This window comes from Butyrivibrio sp. MC2021 (assembly GCF_000621605.1).
Taxonomy (GTDB): domain Bacteria; phylum Bacillota; class Clostridia; order Lachnospirales; family Lachnospiraceae; genus Butyrivibrio.
Window position 1 is genome coordinate 20871 of sequence record NZ_JHXX01000019.1, and the last position, 18499, is coordinate 39369.

Annotated in this window: 22 protein-coding genes and 1 riboswitch; of the genes, 18 read left to right on the top strand and 4 right to left on the bottom strand. The window is 43.0% G+C overall.

Annotated elements, in window-relative coordinates:
- The first annotated feature begins 438 nt into the window (after positions 1 to 438).
- From T359_RS0116380 to T359_RS0116415, 8 genes are all read left to right on the top strand, one after another.
- Positions 439 to 711, top strand: coding sequence for a DUF6462 family protein (locus tag T359_RS0116380; RefSeq protein WP_026518385.1), 273 nt, complete (start codon positions 439 to 441; stop codon positions 709 to 711).
- Positions 708 to 1016 (top strand): excisionase, encoded by a 309-nt coding sequence (locus T359_RS0116385; protein ID WP_026518386.1) that lies wholly within the window; start codon positions 708 to 710, stop codon positions 1014 to 1016. Before T359_RS0116380 ends, T359_RS0116385 begins: the two co-directional genes overlap by 4 nt.
- Positions 1009 to 1791 carry a ParA family protein gene (locus T359_RS0116390; protein WP_026518387.1) on the top strand — a complete coding sequence of 261 codons (783 nt, stop codon included), beginning with the start codon at positions 1009 to 1011 and terminating at the stop codon, positions 1789 to 1791. Before T359_RS0116385 ends, T359_RS0116390 begins: the two co-directional genes overlap by 8 nt.
- Positions 1792 to 1804: 13 nt before the next feature.
- Positions 1805 to 2731 (top strand): ParB/RepB/Spo0J family partition protein, encoded by a 927-nt coding sequence (locus T359_RS0116395; RefSeq protein ID WP_026518388.1) that lies wholly within the window; start codon positions 1805 to 1807, stop codon positions 2729 to 2731.
- A gap of 21 nt (positions 2732 to 2752) precedes the next feature.
- Entirely contained in the window at positions 2753 to 3778 is a 1026-nt protein-coding gene (locus T359_RS0116400; RefSeq protein ID WP_026518389.1) for a DUF6017 domain-containing protein, read from the top strand.
- Positions 3779 to 3821: 43 nt separating this feature from the next.
- A complete protein-coding gene (locus T359_RS20830; RefSeq protein WP_035784785.1) occupies positions 3822 to 5198 on the top strand; it encodes a replication-associated recombination protein A in 1377 nt (458 codons plus the stop codon).
- A gap of 121 nt (positions 5199 to 5319) precedes the next feature.
- Positions 5320 to 5733 (top strand): EamA family transporter, encoded by a 414-nt coding sequence (locus T359_RS0116410; RefSeq protein WP_026518390.1) that lies wholly within the window; start codon positions 5320 to 5322, stop codon positions 5731 to 5733.
- 114 nt (positions 5734 to 5847) lie between these two features.
- Positions 5848 to 6093, top strand: coding sequence for a hypothetical protein (locus T359_RS0116415; protein ID WP_022766795.1), 246 nt, complete (start codon positions 5848 to 5850; stop codon positions 6091 to 6093).
- Positions 6094 to 6121: 28 nt separating this feature from the next.
- On the opposite strand, the gene mobA is transcribed toward T359_RS0116415, so the two are convergent.
- The 3 genes from mobA to T359_RS22590 form a co-directional block, all read right to left on the bottom strand.
- Positions 6122 to 6733 carry a molybdenum cofactor guanylyltransferase gene (gene mobA / locus T359_RS0116420; protein ID WP_026518391.1) on the bottom strand — a complete coding sequence of 204 codons (612 nt, stop codon included), beginning with the start codon at positions 6731 to 6733 and terminating at the stop codon, positions 6122 to 6124.
- Positions 6726 to 7196, bottom strand: coding sequence for a hypothetical protein (locus T359_RS0116425; RefSeq protein ID WP_022766793.1), 471 nt, complete (start codon positions 7194 to 7196; stop codon positions 6726 to 6728). Before T359_RS0116425 ends, mobA begins: the two co-directional genes overlap by 8 nt.
- A complete protein-coding gene (locus T359_RS22590; protein WP_024865499.1) occupies positions 7193 to 7768 on the bottom strand; it encodes a hypothetical protein in 576 nt (191 codons plus the stop codon). The genes T359_RS0116425 and T359_RS22590 overlap by 4 nt, the downstream gene beginning before the upstream one ends.
- A riboswitch (molybdenum cofactor riboswitch) is annotated at positions 7759 to 7897 on the bottom strand. (Overlaps the previous gene by 10 nt.)
- 129 nt (positions 7898 to 8026) lie before the next feature.
- On the opposite strand from T359_RS22590, the gene T359_RS0116435 reads away from it, so the two are divergent.
- From T359_RS0116435 to T359_RS0116480, 10 genes are read left to right on the top strand one after another with little or no spacing between them, the layout of a single operon-like run.
- Positions 8027 to 10126, top strand: a complete 2100-nt coding sequence (locus tag T359_RS0116435) for a molybdopterin oxidoreductase family protein (RefSeq protein WP_022766791.1) — start codon at positions 8027 to 8029, stop codon at positions 10124 to 10126.
- Positions 10127 to 10129: 3 nt separating this feature from the next.
- On the top strand, positions 10130 to 10561 hold the full coding sequence (locus T359_RS0116440; protein WP_022766790.1) for a 4Fe-4S dicluster domain-containing protein: 432 nt from the start codon (positions 10130 to 10132) through the stop codon (positions 10559 to 10561).
- Positions 10558 to 11784 carry an NAD(P)/FAD-dependent oxidoreductase gene (locus T359_RS0116445; RefSeq protein ID WP_024865501.1) on the top strand — a complete coding sequence of 409 codons (1227 nt, stop codon included), beginning with the start codon at positions 10558 to 10560 and terminating at the stop codon, positions 11782 to 11784. Before T359_RS0116440 ends, T359_RS0116445 begins: the two co-directional genes overlap by 4 nt.
- A 15-nt stretch (positions 11785 to 11799) precedes the next feature.
- Positions 11800 to 12735, top strand: a complete 936-nt coding sequence (locus T359_RS0116450) for a TDT family transporter (RefSeq protein ID WP_026518392.1) — start codon at positions 11800 to 11802, stop codon at positions 12733 to 12735.
- Between the two features lie 25 nt (positions 12736 to 12760).
- Complete coding sequence (gene asrA, locus T359_RS0116455) at positions 12761 to 13783, top strand: anaerobic sulfite reductase subunit AsrA (protein ID WP_022766787.1); 1023 nt, start codon at positions 12761 to 12763, stop codon at positions 13781 to 13783.
- The gene (gene asrB, locus T359_RS0116460; protein WP_022766786.1) at positions 13780 to 14574 is read left to right on the top strand and encodes an anaerobic sulfite reductase subunit AsrB; all 795 of its coding nucleotides are present in this window, start codon (positions 13780 to 13782) and stop codon (positions 14572 to 14574) included. The genes asrA and asrB overlap by 4 nt, the downstream gene beginning before the upstream one ends.
- An 11-nt stretch (positions 14575 to 14585) precedes the next feature.
- A complete protein-coding gene (gene asrC / locus T359_RS0116465; RefSeq protein WP_022766785.1) occupies positions 14586 to 15572 on the top strand; it encodes a sulfite reductase subunit C in 987 nt (328 codons plus the stop codon).
- A complete protein-coding gene (locus T359_RS0116470; protein WP_022766784.1) occupies positions 15553 to 16476 on the top strand; it encodes an ABC transporter substrate-binding protein in 924 nt (307 codons plus the stop codon). Before asrC ends, T359_RS0116470 begins: the two co-directional genes overlap by 20 nt.
- Positions 16448 to 17449, top strand: a complete 1002-nt coding sequence (locus tag T359_RS0116475; RefSeq protein WP_026518394.1) for a FecCD family ABC transporter permease — start codon at positions 16448 to 16450, stop codon at positions 17447 to 17449. The genes T359_RS0116470 and T359_RS0116475 overlap by 29 nt, the downstream gene beginning before the upstream one ends.
- A 13-nt stretch (positions 17450 to 17462) precedes the next feature.
- On the top strand, positions 17463 to 18242 hold the full coding sequence (locus T359_RS0116480; protein ID WP_024865504.1) for an ABC transporter ATP-binding protein: 780 nt from the start codon (positions 17463 to 17465) through the stop codon (positions 18240 to 18242).
- A gap of 2 nt (positions 18243 to 18244) precedes the next feature.
- Here the strand turns inward: T359_RS0116480 and T359_RS23390 are convergent, their stop codons facing one another.
- The gene (locus tag T359_RS23390) at positions 18245 to 18403 is read right to left on the bottom strand and encodes a winged helix-turn-helix transcriptional regulator (RefSeq protein ID WP_081749011.1); all 159 of its coding nucleotides are present in this window, start codon (positions 18401 to 18403) and stop codon (positions 18245 to 18247) included.
- Positions 18404 to 18499: the final 96 nt, after the last annotated feature.

An 18499-nucleotide genomic window follows, 5' to 3' on the forward strand; every position in this document is an offset into this window, starting at 1 on the left:
GGGCTTCATTGGTGAGTGTCCACACAGATCCAATAAAAATGAGGCCTGCCACGCAGTTTACAACACTTTCTGGTATTTCGGTGGACTTGTGTGGTATCTCAAAATTGAGATGAAAGATTTCAAGTGGACGTGTATGGACAGTAATGGTCGTGGATGATAGAGACCACTCTAATTTTCCCGACACTTAAGTCACTGGGCAAATAAAGCCAGTAAACATGCGGGTTACAGGGAATCACATATTTTTACTGCAACAATACTACAACAGATTGAGCCCATATACACGGGAATAATCGGGAAGTAGTTGCATAGACAAATCAATAAAGTACTCATTTTAGAGTCATTCTTGAACGAAAATTCAGGAATGGCTCTTTTTGTTTTTGTGACATGCGAAAGACCTCTGCAAGAACTCATCCCAAAAAGAGATTACGGAGGTAGCATATGGATTTTGATGATGAGGAATATCAGGACCTTGAAAGAAAACAGGAAGTCCGCAATAAGGCAAGAATGTTTCGTAGGAAGCTAATCAGATACAAAGAAGCAGAGTACATCTACAGTATTCAGCACAAGAAGCTATTAGAGCTCGCTGATAAGGCGGGAGCTCTCTATCGGATTGATGGGTACGTTCTCATAAACATAGAGATATTTGAAGCATATCTGGAAAGGTTCCACCAGCCACCTAAGATGACCAAGACAGGGGGAAGGAAGAAATGAGCGGATGTATCTGGAAGTTCTCACAGTATTTGGACGATGAAGATTTGATGTTTGCCCATAAGGTAATGGTCACATATAAGCTTGCCGGAGAATATTACGGAATTGGAGAGAAACCGATGATAAGGATGGCATGGGCATCCGGGGCAGTCTATAAGATCGGGAAAAGAGTCCTGATAAGACGAGATATTTTTGAAGAGTATCTTAGAGCCCACCAGAAGCAGGTAGATAAGCTCATCGAAGGTGATGAGGAAAAATTATTAAAAATCTTTGAAGCAAAGGCAAAGGAGGAAGATGAAAATGAGTAAAGTTATCGCAATCGCAAATCAGAAAGGTGGTGTGGGAAAAACCACAACAGCAGTGAATTTAGGAGCAGGACTTGCTGCTCAGGGTAAGAAGGTACTTTTACTGGATACGGATCCACAGGGCAGTCTTTCAATCTGTATGGGATATACAGAGCCTGACAAGCTGGATGTAACAATTGCAACAGTAATTGAGAAGCTTGTTAATGAGGAAGATATTCCGGAGGGATATGCTATTTTGAAGCATTCAGAGAATATTGACTTGCTTCCGTCAAATATAGGGCTGTCTGCAGCCGAGGTTTCACTTGTAAATGTTATGAGCAGAGAACTTGTCTTGAAGGATTATGTGGATCAGATCAAGGAGCAGTACGATTTCGTTGTGATTGACTGCATGCCATCTCTTGGAATTATGACAGTAAATGCTCTGGCCTGTGCAGACACAGTGCTCATCCCGGTACAGAGTGCTTTCCTTCCGGTTAAAGGTCTTCAGGCACTCATCAAGACTATTTATACAGTAAAGCGCAGGCTTAACTCTAAATTGGAGATTGAAGGAATTTTACTGACCATGGTTGATAACCGCACAAATTATGCAAAAGAAATTGTAGCTGAAGTTAATGAGGTATATGGAAAGAGCCTTCCTGTATTTCCTATAGAGATACCACTTTCAATAAGAGCTTCAGAGACCAGCGCAATCAGTAAGAGCATATTTGAGTATGACCCCAAAGGAAAAGTTGCAGCTGCTTATACAGCACTTACAGATGTAGTGATCAGAAATTCATAAGGAGGGCGGACAGATGGCAGTAAAGAGAGAAAAGATAAAGTTTGAATCAGTGGAGCAGCTCTTAGGAGCACCAATAACAAGTGAAACAACAGTAGAACTGGAAATAAACCATATCAGGCCATTTAAAGGTCATCCCTTTAAAGTTGTAGATGACAGCCGTATGGAAGATCTGGTAAAGAGCATTTCCTTAAATGGTGTCCTGACACCGGTGATTGTAAGAGAAATAGCTGATCCTGGAATGTATGAAATGATTTCCGGTCACAGGAGGATGCATGCTGCTAAGCTGGCGGGGCTACGAACAATCCCTGCAGTAATAAAGAAGTTCACTGATGAAGAAGCTACCATAGCCATGGTTGACGCGAATGTTCAACGAGAAGAGATACTTCCCAGTGAAAGAGCTTATTCATTAAAGATGAAGATGGAAGCTCTTAACAGCAGACAGGGTAAAAGAACAGATTTAACTTGTGGCAATGATTGCCACAAGTTGGAAGAGGCAGGAACAAAGTCAAGAGCCATAGTGGGTAAAGAGGCAGGGATGAGCGAAAGGTCGGTTCAGAATTATATAAAGCTGACAGAGCTGGTGCCGGAAGTCATGGATCTTGTTGATCAGAAGAAAATCGGTGTAACAATGGGCGTTGATGTTGCAGGCTTCGATAAAGAACTTCAGAGTTGGATTTATGAATATTACAGAGATAACAATTTCCTCAAGCCAGTACAGATACAGGCACTGAAGGAAACACCCAATCTGGAGAATATCGCACAGAGAACTGTGATACAGATTATGAACGATGCTCTTCCGGATAGTAACAGCAAAGCTAATGGTAAGGTAACACTTTCAGAAAAGAAACTTGATAAATACTTTCCACCACATTTCAGCAGCAAACAAAGGGAAATGGTAATCGTGGGCTTGCTTGAAAAGTGGCATGAGGAACAAAAATAAAACAGTTGGGAGGAACATTCCGTGGGAAATAAATTAGATCTAAATTACTTCTATGGGGCTGAGGCTGATCAGTTCAACTTTATAAAGATACCAAAGCCACTCTTATTTGATCCTATGTATAAGAACGTGAATCTGGAGGAGGCTCTTACTTATTCCATGCTCCTTGACAGGATGAATCTGTCTATCAAAAATAACTGGTTCGACGAACTTGGAAGGGCCTATGTATACTGCTCTATCGAGACAATAATGGAGTTTGCAAACTGTGGCAGAAATAAAGCAGGCGAAATCCTTAAGAATCTTGATGCCATCGGCCTTATTGAAAAGGTTCTGATTCCTGGGAGAGGTCTTAAGATTTACGTAAAAAATTTTATTCCTAAGAGTACACCAAAATTTGAAAATCAAATTTTAGGGAAAGCAGAGGAACTGCTTTCGGGTATGGAAGGGAACGGCAGGGAGCTTGTGGATAACTCTGAGGTAGCCCATAATTCAAACAGTGGTGTTTGTTTTTCAAATGCCCCTGTTTATGAATCAAACGACACCCAACCTGAAAGTAAATCTGAGGTCGTTTATTTTTTAAACACAAATAAGAACAATATAAACAATAACAGTCTTAGTAAAAACAAATCTAATCAGACCATATCAATTACCGGATCTGCCAAATTGATGGGATACGATGATGATGAGAGAGCCTATGCAGATATCATCCGTGAGAACATAAGTCTTGATATCCTTATGGACCGTTATCCATGTGACAGAGATTTTCTGCAGGGCGTTTATGATCTGATCCTTGAGAATGTACTCACCACCAGTGATTACATTCTTGTTGCCAGCAGCCAGTACTCTGCCAATTTTGTAAAGAGCAAGCTCCTAAAACTCAATTCAATGCACATTGAGTACGTGATGGACTGTTGGAATAAAAACAAAGAAAAGCCAAGGAATGTGAAGAAGTATCTCCTTGCAGCCCTGTTCAATGCTCCAAGTACCATGGGAGCCTTTTATCAGGCTGAAGTAAATCATGATATGGCTTATGGGGCGTGCGAGGCATGATATAATTTAAAGAGTGAAATTGAACAAAGGAGCATATGCTGATATGGATCTCTTTGAATATATGGCTGAGGGCAGAAAAGAAAAAGAAGCGCCTTTAGCTGCAAGAATGCGTCCACAGACACTTGATGAAGTTGTGGGACAGGAAGATATAATAGGTGAAGACAAGCTGCTTTATCGTGCTATCAAGGCAGACAGACTTAGTTCGATAATCCTGTATGGACCTCCCGGGGTAGGAAAGACAACCCTTGCAAAAGTGATTGCCAATACTACCTCGGCAGACTTCCATCAGGTCAATGCTACGATAGCCGGTAAAAAAGATATGGAGTCTGTAGTTGAAACAGCCAAGAACAATCTTGGTGGATACGGAAGAAAGACAATACTTTTCATAGATGAGATACACAGATTTAACAAGGCTCAGCAGGATTACCTGCTTCCATACGTTGAAGATGGCACACTGATACTGATAGGCGCTACTACTGAGAATCCATACTTTGAAGTGAACGGGGCTCTTATATCAAGATCAAGGATATTTGAGCTCAAACCTTTGTCTAAAGAAAACATCCTGACCCTCATAAAAAGAGCTTTTGAATCTGACAGGGGTGTAAAGCAGTACAACGCAGAGATAACAGATGAAGCGGCAGACTTCCTTGCGGATATAGCTGATGGTGATGCGAGGGCTGCACTTAATGCAATAGAACTGGCAGTGCTCACCACAAAACCCTCGGCAGATGCAAAGATCCACGTAGACCTTGCAGTAGCTGAGGAGTGCATCCAAAAGAAAGCTATCCGCTATGACAAGACCGGAGATAATCATTACGACACCATAGCAGCATTTATAGAGTCCATGTGTGGATCAGATCCTGATGCAGCGCTTTATTATCTCGGTCGTATGCTTGCTGCAGGTGAAGATGTTAAGTACATTGCAAGGAGAATGCTGGTTGCAGCATCTGAGGAAGTTGGAAATGCTGATCCCATGGCTATATGTGTTGCAGCATCCGCAGCAATAGCAGTTGAACGTGTCGGAATGCCTGAAGGAAGAATCATCCTTGCCCAGGCAGCAACCTATATTGCCTCAGCTCCTAAGTCCAATGCGGCTTATCTCGGAATAGAGAAGGTGTTGCAGACAGTAAGAGAAACCGGGAATCTCCCGATACCTCCATATCTTCAGGATTCCTCATATAAAGGGGCCGCAAAGCTTGGAAGGGGTGTTGGATATAAATACGCTCACAATTATCCCAATCATTGGGTAGAGCAGCAATATCTTCCGGATGCAATAAAAGATATGACATTCTATGAGCCGAATGATATCGGTCATGAAAAAGATATAAAAGAGTATTTTAGAAACATAGGAAAAGATCCGCTGAGATATGAATATAAGGATCCTTCTGAAGAGGGTAATCCTGAGAGACCGTGGGAATAATACCAAAGGATTTCGCATGAAGGATGGATGGGCATAATGAAAGCATCTACCCTTATTACCATGAGCTTTAATCAAAGTGGCGTTTGTAGGAAGAAAATAAAGATGGGAAGGCTTTAGATATATGTGGATCGTATTTGCGCTGTTATCGGCAATATTTGCAGCATTGACATCAATACTGGCAAAGATAGGAATTGAAGGGGTTGATTCTAATCTGGCTACGGCTATCCGAACCGTGGTAGTGGTCGGAATGGCTTGGATTATGGTTTTTATAACTCATGCACAGAACGGTTTATCAACGATCGGTAAAAGAAGCTGGATATTTCTTATTCTTTCAGGTTTTGCTACGGGTGCTTCGTGGTTATGTTATTACAAAGCATTGCAGATGGGAGAAGCTTCCAAAGTAGTGCCTATAGACAAGCTCAGTGTGGTGATTACGCTGGTGCTTGCATTTGTGTTCCTGCATGAACAGTTTACAGCAAAATCAATCTTAGGATGTATCTTGATTGGAGTCGGAACATTGCTGATGGTAGTATAATATTTCAGTTTTATTTTCGATGACAAATCGGGAGATTGTAATATAAAAACCATAGCTCAAATTAAAACTGATTCGTATCAAAAAATAGAAGCACCTGAAAGGAGTTAACAGATTATGAGTAGCAATAAAGAGTTGATGGCAACTATCGACGAAAAACTGAACAAACTCGACGACAAGGACTTGGAGAAAGTAACAGGCGGTAAATATGAAGTTCTAGACTCTAATGGAACCTTAATTGGATATGCAGACACTTTAGAAGAAGCAATGGCATCTGGGGAGCTGTTGCTGTGGCTGAAGTGGCTTCATGTATATTGTCCTGGGCATTCCTCTTTACTCAGAACAAAAAGTATCATTATCTGATATCTAAATAAATGCAGAAATATGTGTATCAATTTTTGAAGGAACAGGAGATGATATTAAGGATATGTGGTTCTGCATTATGGATGGAAAGCAGACGGAGATCATCCTTCGAATTACAATTGATCAGCTCCTGATGATCACCCATAAACTCATAATGCTGGCAGGTAAGCCTATCAAGAAAGGCTCTTACTGCCAGCTTTTTTTGTGCAATAAGTTTCTCTAGAATAGCTGTTGTATCTGTTTTGTAAACAGCGATGAGCGGCTCATCTTTACCATCATGGGACAGAATAGTGGCATCAAAATTTCCGGAGAAATGCTTCTTTAGAAGGCTCTCCAATGTTTGGCTTGAGATAAGCGGAACATCAACGCTGAGTACAAGTGCATTGCTGCAGTTACATTCCAAAAAGCAGGAATAGAGACCTCCCAGTGGGCCCATGTCAGGTATTATATCCATTATGTGGTGGGCATATGGGATAGGAGAAGATTTACCAGAAACATAGACCCTGCCGGCACCAAGGTCTATTAGTTTATCTGTCTGTATCTGGAGGAAGGACTTTCCATCAAGAATGATTTCTGACTTGTCCGTTCCCATTCTTTTGCTTTTTCCGCCTGCCAAAACAATTCCGTCAAACTCATTCATTTAAAAGTTCAATCCTCACAACATTCTTCACCTGACGTTTTGAGTCGCTGTCACCGAACACATACAGTCTTGCACTGGTGCTTCCGTCGTCTTCCTGCTGTTTTGCAAGATAAGCTTTACCATCTTCGTTTATTTCGTCAAAAGAAATTTCAGCGGCAAATTCATCTGATGATACAACCCGGGCTTTTGTGAAACCGGCCTTATCAAGTCCTGATTTTGAAATGGCATCCTTTAGTGATATTCCGATCTCATCTACATCCTTTTCCTGCCCCTTGGCATTTATGGTAACGCCCTTTACTGAAACCAGGCTCCCGCTAAAGGGGTCAATGAGAACTGTTTTATCCCCATTAATAATAGCCAGATTCCCTTTTGGCGCATCATTTCTTGACCTCAAATAGAAAACAGATGCAATGCAGGTAATTACTAGCAGAATGATGACGATAACAATACTTTTTTTCTTCATGTTGTCTCCTTGTTTTTATATGGTATTTTTGCGGTGGCTTTATCTGGACCGATGACCGGGTGGAGCCTTTCTATAAGTTTCTCTCCCAAAAGCCCGCAGATGGAACCGCTTGTGGTAGCAACCAGTGCATATACAAAAAGAACTATTCCACTTAATTTGAACACAATGAAGTTTGCGGTAAGACAAGCCGTAATAGAAGCAATTATAGACGAAATCAGTATTCCATTATCGCGTCGACCGGAAGTTTTCTCTGCTAAAAAGAAAACCAGATCAATCATGATTCCAGGAAGGATGTAGCCGATAGGCGCAAGAGCGCCCATGCTGCCGGTCATTCCAAAACACAATGCAAGAAGGCTCTGGACAATGCCCATGATTGTAGCACAGAAAGGAAATGGCATAAGTGCAGCCGCTATGACTAAAAACAGTAGGGAGAAGCTAGTGGCAATACCACCCGGGATATGAAGAAATTCAGTTATGAAATTTGCTGCGGGAGATATCAGTTTTTTGGCAAACAAACCAAGATCGCAGCATAAAGCCATAAAAATAAGGCTTCTGAGATCAGCTTTTTTCATTATGTTCTCCTTTTCAATAAGGAAGGCGCTTCTGTTTCCATCTGCACCCCGGCAGAGTATTTGTCTGCGTCTTAAAAGCCATGAAGACTAAAGCTTTTTAGGCTTAAAAGCTCGGAGATTTTCTACAAACTGATTATACCATATTGGTTTGTAAATAATCTATAAATTAACGACTGAACGCCCACGAAGAATGACTAAAATGTTATGATTAGATTGGTGGGTTATAGTTATGACAAGTATGTCTAAAGGAGAAGGTAAATGGTCAAAAAGGTTCAATCTACGTGTAATTTTTGTGCCATCGACTGCAATCTGGATTTCTATGTGGAAGATGGAAAAATCATCAAGACAGTTCCAACGAAAGGATATCCCGTCAATGATGGGTTTTCCTGTATCAAAGGATTATCCCTGAGCAAGCAGCAGACAACAGTTAAGCCAAATGCGCTCCCGAAGATCAGGCAGGCTGACGGAAGCTTTAAAGAGGTACCCTGGGAAGAGGGCTTTAAATATGTTGCAGATAAACTAAAGGAGTTGCAGGAAAAATATGGCAGGGAGAGTGTAGCCGGTATCAGCACCGGTCAGCTGACTCTGGAAGAGTTTGCCATCTTTGGTCATGTTATGAGAAATTTCCTTCAGACCAACGTGGATGGAAATACAAGACTTTGTATGGCATCAGCAGCTGTTGCCCACAAGGGTACTCTCGGCTATGATGCCCCCGGATATACTCTTAACGACTTTGAACTTTCTGACACGATCATATTCATAGGGGCAAATCCTGTGGTTGCGCATCCTATCATCTGGCAGCGAGTAAGAAACAACAAGATTCCCGACACGAAGATAATTGTCATTGATCCGCGAAAATCAGAGACTGCAAGGAACGCTGACTACCACTATCCGCTGAAGTGGAGAAGCGATCTTACGCTTATGTATACACTTGCAAATCTGATAATAGAAAAAGACTATGTGGATCATGACTTCGTTGATAACCATACTGAAGGCTACGAAGGGTTTGCGGAGTTCGTAAAGAATTTCACTCTGGAGAGAGGAAGCAAGGCAACAGGGCTTTCGGAAGATCAGATTTTAGAGCTCCTTGAACTTATCCATAACGGAAAAGCAGTTTCCTTCTGGTGGACCATGGGTGTCAACCAGGGATATGAGGCAGTAAGAACTGCCCAGTCCATCATGAATCTGGCGTTCCTGACAGGAAATGTCGGTAAACCTGGTACGGGCGGAAATTCTATAACAGGTCAGTGCAATGCTATGGGTTCAAGGCTCTTTTCCAATACCACCTGTCTGTTTGCAGGCGGTGATTTTGCTGATGAGGCCGAGAGAAAGAGAATTGCCGACATTGTTGGTATAACGCCTGAGCTTATGGCGAAGAAGCCGACGATTCCATATAACAAGATCATAGAAGGCATCAATGCCGGAGAGATAAAGGGACTTTGGATCCTCTGCACCAACCCAAGACACAGCTGGACCAATAATGAGACCTTTGCAGAGGCTGCAAAAAAACTTGAGTTGTTTGTGGTTCAGGATATCTACGACACAATAGAGAGCGCTGAGGACTGCACAGTTTATTTCCCAGTAGTTCCCGGAATCAAAAAAGAAGGAACCTATATCAACATGGAGAGGCGCCTGTCTGCGATGCGAAAAGTCCTTGACAGAGGCGAGAATGAGATCTCAGATTATGAGTGCATCCTGGGAGTAGCCAAGGCTCTTGGAATGGGAGAAGCTATAGCAAAATGGGAGACCCCGAGACAGTGCTTCGATCTTCTCAGGGAATGTTCAAGAGGAAAGGGATGTGATTTCACAGGTATTCATTGGGATGACCTGACGGATTCGCACGGTATTCAGTGGCCGTATCCTGAAGGTCATGAAAAAGAACTTTCAGATGAGCAGAGAAGACTCTATGCCGACGGTAAGTTCTTTACACCATCAGGTAAAGCGCAGTTCATATATGAAGAACCTCTTGAGAATCCGATTCCTGTGACTGACAAGTTCCCGCTTGTTTTCAACACAGGAAGAGGTTCTGTTGGTCAGTGGCACACTCAGAGCAGGACCAAGGAAGTAAAGTTTGTTGAAGACGTTTCCTTAAAGAGAGCCTATCTTTATATGAATACTCAGCTAGCTAAAGAAAATGACATTCATGATATGGATGAGATAAGAGTATTCTCTTCCAATGGAAAAGATGCAATATTTGCAGTAAAGGTAACAGACAACGTTCAGTACGGCGAGCTTTATGCGCCAATTCATTATATTGAATGCAATGCGCTGACGCCGTCCAGCTATGACAAGTATTCCAGGGAGCCTAACTACAAGGGCGGAACCTGCAGATTTGAAAAGATCGCAAGGGAGGGCTGATAAATGTATAGAATAAAGATTGACCGAGATAAATGCATTGGATGCCTTACCTGTGTGACGGCCTGCGTGGTCAGTCACGAGACGGAGAGCGGCGATGCCAGAAACAGAGTGGTAATTGATTCCGAGACCACGCCTGCCCCAATTTTCTGCAGGCACTGCAACAGACCCGAGTGCACATATACCTGCATGACCGGTGCAATGCACAAGAATCCTGATACCGGGTTTGTTGAATATGACAAGAACCAGTGTGCAAGCTGCTACATGTGCATAATGTCCTGTCCATACGGAATACTTAAGTATGACAGCATTCATCAGAAAGAGATCATGAAATGTAATATGTGCGTTCACAGGAGCGAGGACGGCAAAACTCCTATGCCCATGTGTGTTGAGAAGTGTCCTATGCACGCAATAACTCTTGAGGAGGTGAAGGAATGAGATACGTAATTATTGGATCATCTGCCGCAGGAATTAACGCCATAAGAGAACTCAGGAAAATAGATAAGGATGGAGAGATCATTCTTGTTTCCAAGGATGAGCACATTTATTCAAGATGCATACTCCACCAGTATCTGTGTGGGGAAAGAACTCTTGAGAGGCTCAACTTTGCAGAGAAAGACTTTGACAAAGTTTACGATGTGAACTGGATGAAAGGGAGAGAATCAATATCTCTCCGTCCAAAGGAACATATTTTGGTTCTTGATGGGAATGAGGAAATTAAGTATGGAAAGCTCCTTATTGCCACGGGATCCCATACCTTCATTCCTCCAATCAAGGGGCTTTCCGAAGCTGATAACTACATTGGCTTCAGGAACATAGATGATATCGAAGTGCTAAAAGAGGTGCCAAAGACCGCCAAGAATATTGTGGTTCTGGGATCAGGGCTAATTGGCATCGACTGTGCTACCGGTTATCTTCACATGGGAGTAAAGGTTACACTGGTTGATTTTGCAGGCTGGCTCCTCAACAGGCAGTTGGATGAGAGGGCAGCTAAGACCTATATTGATGCCTTTAAGGAAAACGGAGTGGAGCAATATTACGGCGTTGGAGTGAATGAAGTTCATGTAAAAGATGGAAAGATCTACGAAATAGAGCTTAGCGATGGAAAAGTCCTTCCCTGCGATTATTTCGTGGTTACAGCCGGTGTCCGATCCAACGTTGAATTCCTGCAGGATTCAGGACTTGAGCTTTCTAAGTTCGGCCTGGTATACGACGAGACCGGTAAGACATCCGATCCTGATGTTTACGGTGCAGGTGATGTGTCAGGTACAAGTCCTATCTGGCCTGTTGCAGTAAAAGAGGGAATGGTGGCAGCGGCAAACATGGCAGGCAAGAAAGAGAAGATGACTGACTTTTTCGCAAGCAAATCTACCATGAGCTTTTTAGGTATACACACAATGTCTCTGGGAACAGTAACGCCGCCTGACGATACCTACAGAGTTGATGTTTATGACAAGGACGGCGTATACAAAAAGGTTGTCTCCAAGGATGGAATTATTGTTGGAGCTCTTTTGCAGGGAGATCTTGCTTATGGCGGTGTCCTTCAGCAGATGATCGCCAGAAAGATAGACGTAAGGAAGGTTAAGAAGCCACTGTTTGAGATTGACTACTCAGACTTTTTCCATGAGAGAACCAATCTGGAATTTGCATATGACCTTTGATGAAAGGAGGTGCTGATGAAGGAGCGATTAAAGAAGCTTCCGGTTCCTGTTCTTCCGACTTTTGTGGGAACGCTCACGCTTGGAAATGTGTATGGAGGTATGGGCTATACATGGTTTAGAGTGCTGATAATGATATGTGCTACAGCTGTTGTGCTGGCTTATATCTTTAAAATCATTCTCTGCTCATCAACATGCATAGAGGAGTACAAGCAGACGGTTCCCTGCAGTCTCTATGCGGGATTTACCATGTGCCTCATGATCCTTGGCAGCTTCTTCTTTGAGAAAGGAATGGCATTTGGAAAATGGATATGGCTTTTAGCAATTATCATCCATGCAGTTCATATCTGCATTTTCACTATCAGAAACGTGATCCTGAAAAGAGATGTGAATACCACCGTGCCCAGCTGGTTTGTTACTTATAACGGAATCATGGTGGCCTGTGTCACGGGCGGTGCCATGAACATGACAGGCCTTTTAAAAGTGATAACTGTGTACGGCATAATCATATATCTGATTCTCATTCCGGTAATGATAGTAAGACTCATCAAGGTGCCGGTTAAGCCGCAGGTCTATCACACCATGCCGGTTGTGCTGGCGCCTTGCAGCCTCTGTGTGGTGAGCCTGTTAAATGTATATGAAGCTCCTAATCAGGTACTTTTGTACTTTTTATATTTTTGCGTTTTGGCATCACTCTTGTTTATTATCATCAAACTCCCGGATTTCTTTTCATTTGATTTTACTCCGGGATTCGCAGGGCTTACTTTCCCGATGGCAATAGGGATAGTGGCAACAAACAAGATGGCTGCGTACCTAAATGGTCATGGAAATGAAAACGCAGGTTTTGCATTGACCCAGCTGTCAGGTCTTCAGATATTCCTGACCTCCATGCTGGTTGGATATGTACTTCTAAACTTCCTGAGGATGTTGCTCGGGAAAGGCAAGAGGCCATAAAGCAATTATTTGGAAGGAGGTTTTTATGGGCTATGTACTTAATAAGGAGAGCTTTTCTGACCTAGTCAGCGCTCTTCTTAAAGATTACCGCATCTTTGCTCCGGTCCTCAAAAAAGGCGCAGGCAGATTCACTGACGTGGACTGCGTAATCTATGATGAGATAAAAGATGCATCTGAAATTGAGCTGGAGAAGAAGTCAGACTATGCGTCAAAGGAGTTTCTTACGCCTCTTTCGGAGACGCTTTTGTATTTCACTGAAGAGGAAGTAAAAGAGGCAGATCTTTGTGAAAAGAAAGTGCTGATATTTGGCAGGAGCTGCGATCTGAACGGATTAAAACGTCTTGACCAGATCTATCTTGATAATGGCCTCGCAAAAGATCCCTTCTATAAGCGCCGCAGAGACCTGATTAAGCCTGTCCTTATCGGCTGCGGCCATTCTTATGATAACTGCTTCTGTGTATCCATGGACTCAAATAAATTTGAGGAAGGGTATGCTTTTTCTGTGGATCTGATTGACGGTGAGATTCATTCAAATGTCCTTGATAAGGAATTTGATAGCTTCTTTAAAGCTGCTGCAGGAGCAAAAGAGCTTGATGTAACTCCGCGATTTGTAACAGAAAATGAAGTTAAAGTTGAGATCCCTGATGAGATACCGGGCAGGATCATCACTGACGATCTGTGGGATGAGTACACCACCAGGTGCATTAACTGTGGAAGATGCAACTTCGTCTGCCCTACCTGCACATGTTATACGATGCAGGATGTCTTTTACTCAGACAACGGCAGGGTCGGAGAGAGAAGAAGAGTATCTGCTTCCTGTATGGTTGATGGCTACACCGATGTGGCCGGAGGAGGTCAGTACAGAAGAAAGAACGGAGAGAGGATGAGGTTTAAGGTTCTTCACAAGATCTCCGATTTCAAGAAGAGATTTGGCTATCAGATGTGCGTTGGCTGCGGAAGATGCGATGACATCTGCCCTGAGTACATCTCTTTTTCCAATATCATAAACAAGGTAAACGATGCGGTTAAAAAGGAGGTGAACTCATGAATACTCTGAATCCATATCTTCCTTTTTCATCTAAAATCCTGGAAGTTATAAAGCACACCGAGAAGGAGTATACCTTCAGGATGGAGTTTAAGGGCGAAGTAAAGCCCGGACAGTTTTTTGAAGTTTCAATTCCTAAGTACGGAGAGGCACCTATTTCGGTCAGTGGCATCGGAGAGAATTTTGTTGACCTGACAATCCGCCGCGTTGGCAGGGTTACCAATGAAGTATTTGAGCGATATGAAGGGCAGTCACTTCTTCTTAGAGGCCCCTACGGAAATGGCTTTGACGTTGACTTATATAGAGACTGCGAAGTTGTAGTTGTTGCAGGCGGAACCGGAGTATCCCCCGTAAGAGGCGTTATCCAGGCTCTTTCCGATATGCCTGATGCATCGGATAAATATGTTGTTGCGGGTTTCAGATCACCGGAGGACATGCTCTTTAGAGATGACCTAAAGGCCTGGGATTCTAAGCTGAATCTCACGCTTACTGTTGATGGGGCGCCTGAAGGTTATCAGGGTAACATCGGACTTGTTACCAAATACATTGAGGGGCTTCCTTTGAAAGAACCTTCAAAGGCCAGAGCCGTTGTGGTAGGCCCGCCTCCAATGATGAAATTTACTATAATAGAGCTCAAGAAAAAGGGATTTACTGATGCAAACATCACTGTATCACACGAGAGGAAGATGTGCTGTGGCCTTGGCAAGTGCGGTCACTGCCGTGTAAATGATCACTACATCTGCCTTGATGGCCCTGTGTTCAGCTATGAAGTTGCAAAAGACTTTGTGGATTAAGGAGGCGTGATATGGCAAATTTAGATGTTAATGTAGGAAAGCTTAAAAAGAATGCATTCAGATACTCAAAGGTAAGAGGTGAGACTGCCTCAAGAATCCGTATCCCGGGTGGCGTGATTGATTCTGCTTCCATGGCCAAGGTTGTGGAAATTGCAGAGAAGTACGGCACTGGCGTTATCAATATAACTAACAGACAGGGTATTGAGATTCCGGGGATAAAACTGGAGGACGTCGACAAAGTTAATGCTGAGGTGCAGGAGGTTATTGATGCCCTCAGGATTAACCAGCCGGAAAAGGGTAAAGGCTATCCTTCATCCGGAACTCGAAATGTGATAGCCTGTCCCGGTGCGAGGCTCTGTCCCTTTGGCTGTTATGATACTACGGCCTTTGCCCAGAAGATGGAAAACAACATCTACCCCAATGACAGACATGTAAAGATTGCCTTTACCGGATGTTCTAACGACTGCGGCAAGGTAAGGATGGCGGATTTTGGAATCATTGGAATGACGGAGCCCCAGTACAACAAGGACAGATGCGTTGCCTGCGGAGCCTGCGTTGATTACTGTAAGAGAAGATCTGTAGGTGCTTTGCAGTTGGTAAACGGCAAGGTTGTAAGGGATACAGACAAGTGCATAGGCTGCGGTGTATGCGTTGTTTACTGCCCCACAAGGGCCTGGACCAGAAGCAGGGAGCACTATTTCAGGGTGGTTCTTCTTGGAAGGACAGGAAAAAAGAATCCAAGGCTTGCTGAGGACTTTATCAAGTGGGCAGATGAAGAGAGCATCCTTAAGATGGTCAAAAACACATACGCCTATATTGAGGAATATATTGACCCTAATGCTGTTGAACACAAGGAGCATATCGGCTACATAGTAGACAGGACCGGATTTGAGGAATTCAAGAAATGGATCTTTGAAGGGGTTGAACTGGGACCTAAGGCAGAAGTGAATGACAGAATCTATTGGGGCGGAAAAAACTATGCTAAGTATGGCGGTTAAGAAAAAAATAGCAGTAATCAGTGTGTTATGTATGATCGCAGCCACTTTTATGAGTGGCTGCGCATCTTCTTATGCGGAGAATTCCCAGGAAAAAGATGACACTGTGGGCATACAGAAAAGCAATTATGAATGTGTAGTGGCGCTGTCTAAATCTATAGCGGACATGTGGCTCATATCAGGCGGCACACTGAAAGGGGTGACCGAGGATGCCTTTGAGCTTGACGGCTTGAGTGATGGAGCTGAAAGTGTTGGAACGATATCAAAACCAAGCACAGAAGCAATCCTGTCACTTAAGCCTGATCTGGTTCTTCTTTCAGGAGAGCTGGCGGCACATGAACAGCTTAAGGCTGAGCTGGATAAGTTATCAGTTTATACAATTGCAATAACTGTGGATTCTTTTGAGGATTACGATAATGTGATCTACATGTTTTCGGAAATGAATGGAAGAGACGACCTTTATCAAAAGAATGTCACAGAAGTAAAGAAAAGGATAGACAGTATTGTTTCGGAAGTGGGGGATAAGTTTGAAGGAACATCTTATCTTTGTATCAAGGCTTCTGCCACAAAAACTAAAGCATTAAAGAAGGATCATTTCGCATGTAATATCATGGATGATCTGTGCCTTTACAATATTGCAGATGATGACAGTGCACTTAATGACTTAAGCATTGAGGAGATTGCGCTTCAGGATCCTGACTATATATTTGTTGTATTTATGGGAGATGACGATAAGGCAGCGCAGAGTTTTGCTGATGAATTTGAAAGCCAGGCTGTGTTTAAAGAGCTTAGAGCTGTAAAGGAGGATAAACTGATAATTCTTCCTAAAGATCTTTTTAACTACAAACCAAATGCTAGGTGGGATGAAGCGTACAAATATGTTAAGGACATCTTGGAAAAAGAATAAGTGGATGATTGTGGGACTTTTCCTGCTCGTTACGGCGATTGTTCTGGCTTTGTTTAGCTCAAATGCGAGCTTGTCATTTATTGATTTCTTACAGGCTCTGACTGGCAGGGAAGGTGCAGATGAAACCGCATTTCTTATCCTTTCAGGGGTGAGGGCTCCAAGAGCTGTTGCAGGAATATTCTGCGGAATCGGTCTTTCTGTAGCCGGACTTCTAATGCAGGAAGCCTTGAACAACCAGCTTGCTGCTCCCAGTGTTATGGGAATAAATAGTGGAGCAGGGCTTTTTGCCCTGGTGGGTTCATGCCTGCTTCACGGCAGCGCCTTGTTAAGAGGGGCATTTTCTTTTGCCGGAGCGATTGTTTCGATTGCTCTGGTTCTTCTTATATCTGTCTATTCAGGAAGCAGAAAGAGTACAATGATCCTGTCCGGTGTTGCGGTTTCTGCAATGATGAGCGCATTCACAAACCTGATAATTACATTAAGACCCGATTCTGTATCGGATAAGGCGGCTTTTCAGCTGGGGTCCCTTCAGAGTATACCAATGCCGCTCATAGTTTTGACAACGATATGTGTAGTTATCGGAACTTTCGGCGCACTGTTTCTTGCACCGGGAATGGAACTGTTTAAGCTTGGTGATGAGATGGCGATGGGACTGGGGTTTTCAGTTAGGTCCTACAGATATCTGTGTGTTTTTCTGGCAGCTTTTTTGTCCGCTGCTGCTGTTACCAGTTGCGGACTTATCAGCTTTGTGGGACTTATAATTCCCAATCTTGTTAGAAGAATGGAGACGGAAAGATCGAGAATGCAGGTTCTTTTGTGTGTAGTCTGGGGCGGCGCACTGGTTCTTTTTGCAGATACTCTAGCGAAGACTTTATTCTATCCCTATGAACTTCCAGTGGGAATGATTCTGTCAATCCTGGGTGCCCCGTTCTTTATCCTGATGATAATATCACGAAAAAAGAGAATTAAGTAAAAGGACAGATCTGATGATAGAACTCACAAACTTAACTGCCGGATATGGCGGAGTACAAAAACTTCATATTGATCGTTTTGCCCTTAAACCATCGGAGATAGTATCAATTATTGGCAACAATGGGAGTGGAAAATCCACACTTTTAAAAACAATTGACGGACAACTTGAATATAGAGGGAATGTACTTATTGACGAGAAAGAAGTGTCTAGACTTCCCGCTAAAAAGCGTGCAAGGATGATTTCATTTCTTCCACAGCAGGTTCTGCCTGTAGATATGAGTGTTGCACTGCTGATTTCACATGGTAGATTTTCGTTTGGCGATTTTTCTCATACATTAAACGCTGAGGATAAAGCAGCAATTGAAGATGCGCTGAAAATGGTAAGACTTGAAAGTTACAGACAGAAGAAGGTTTCTGATCTCTCAGGAGGAGAGCGGACGCTTTCTTATCTGGCGATGGTTATTGCCCAAAAAAGCAGATATATGCTTTTGGACGAGCCGCTTTCAGACATTGATATTCCGCACAAGCTGCATATATGTAAAATACTTGAGAATCTCAAAAAGTCCGGGACAGGAATCCTTATAGCATCACATGATATTCCCATGAGTTTTTCCATAAGCGATAGGATATGCGTGCTGGATGGCGGAGAGATTGTTGTCTGTGGTACTCCTTCTGAAGTGGCGGCCCAGGATGAAATGATGAAAAAAACACTGGGAGCATGTGTCCGGGCAAATGGCGATGGTGATATGCTCTATAAATATTCACTGTATGCAAGAGCTGAAACCTATAGCTAAAACTATAGATTGTCCTCGCCCCATTTTTTCAGTTCAAGGAGAATGGGGATGAGGCTTTTTGTTTTCTCAGTAAGATTGTATTCTACTCTTACGGGCATCTCATCATACTGCTTTCTCTCCACAAGTCCGTCAGACTCAAGCTCTTTTAATGAGTTGGCAATTGGAAGTTATGATATGTGTGCTTGACAAAAATACTCCTATATCGTAGTATAAAACTACGATATAGGAGTATTTAATTATGAAGACAAATGGTGGAT